This is a genomic window from Stenotrophomonas sp. YIM B06876 (assembly GCF_030711595.1).
Lineage (GTDB): Bacteria > Pseudomonadota > Gammaproteobacteria > Xanthomonadales > Xanthomonadaceae > Stenotrophomonas.
In genome coordinates this window covers 1-1,330 of sequence record NZ_JAUJUJ010000214.1, presented here as the reverse complement: position 1 = coordinate 1,330, position 1,330 = coordinate 1, and the positions used below count along the sequence as shown (strand labels likewise).

Annotated in this window: 1 protein-coding gene and 1 pseudogene; one reads left to right on the top strand and one right to left on the bottom strand. The window is 50.8% G+C overall.

Annotation, left to right across the window (positions count from 1 at the left end; all coding sequences use genetic code 11):
• Window positions 1-421 precede the first annotated feature (421 nt).
• Entirely contained in the window at window positions 422-880 is a 459-nt protein-coding gene (locus QZH66_RS16200) for an OsmC family protein (RefSeq protein WP_305806912.1), read from the top strand.
• Window positions 881-917: 37 nt separating this feature from the next.
• On the opposite strand, the pseudogene QZH66_RS16195 reads toward QZH66_RS16200, so the two are convergent.
• Window positions 918-1,330, bottom strand: a pseudogene (locus QZH66_RS16195) (integrase core domain-containing protein); the annotation flags it as partial.

Below are 1,330 nucleotides of genomic sequence, written 5' to 3'. Positions count from 1 at the left end.
TTCGCCAGAACGACTCAGTCTGAGTAGGAATGCCAGTCACCCAGCGTCCCCTCCGCAGATCCGTACGTGCCGAACCTACCGCGTACGGCTCCTGGCGGAGAGAAAAGGGCAACAGCAGCCGAAACGACCTCAAACGAACAATTCCAACCATATGATGGAAATATGCAAACTGAAGTTATGGGTGGCGAAGTTCATTGGGTATTCTTCAGCAATTTCCTAACGGCGTAGGCATCAACTTAGCCGATTCTTTAGAAAANGGGCAACAGCAGCCGAAACGACCTCAAACGAACAATTCCAACCATATGATGGAAATATGCAAACTGAAGTTATGGGTGGCGAAGTTCATTGGGTATTCTTCAGCAATTTCCTAACGGCGTAGGCATCAACTTAGCCGATTCTTTAGAAAAATCAGGAGTTCTTCATGACAACAGAGCGATTAAAGGCGAGCGGGTATCTAAAGGAGGGATTTAAAACCGATGTCAAGGTACGCGAATTCTCCTACACTTTTGATGAGCCAAAAAATATTGGTGGAACCAATGAGGGCATGCACGGCGCCGAAGTACTGCTTGCCGCACTGGCCGCGTGCATGTCTGCGACGATCAAGTTTTTTTCCAAGAAATTCGATGTACAACTGGATGAGCTTTGGGTGAAAACAGAAGGTGATTACGACCTACGTGGTGCGATGGGGGTCGATGGTTTTCGTCCCGGTTATTCGGAAATCCAATATAAGCTTCATATTGTCAGTCCCTCCCACCAAGCTAACATCGACCGGCTTATCGCCTATGCAAAGTTACATTGCCCAGTGGCCGATACTATCGGTAATTCCGCAAAGGTGATATTGGATCAGATTGTCGTGAACGGTCAGAAAATAGGAAGCTAGAGGAAATTGGCGCGGTAGAACCTGTGGATGGTACATAACTGTCGCATCCCGGACGATCATATGGTCGCTTGTGGAACAAATGCGGATGAGATCCGTACCACTCCTTCATCTCCTGCATCGGCGTTTTGCTCTTGAGCGCTGACTGCGACAGCTGGTGGTTGTACAAGGCCACATAGCGCAGCAAGGTCTGCTCCAGGTTCTCACGGCTGTTGAACCTGTGCGTCTTGAGCACATCGGCAATGCGGCCATTGAACCGCTCCACCATGCCGTTGGTTCTGGGCGTCCTGGGCTTGGTCAACCGGTGCTCTATGCCCAGCGCCTGGCACAGCCGGTCAAACTCATGGTTGCCACTGGGTTCGCGCTCGCGGCTGGCAAACAGCCGATCCGTGAATTCCTTGCCGTTGTCCGTCAAAACCTTGTTGATTCTGATGGGGCAGGCCTTGTGCAGGG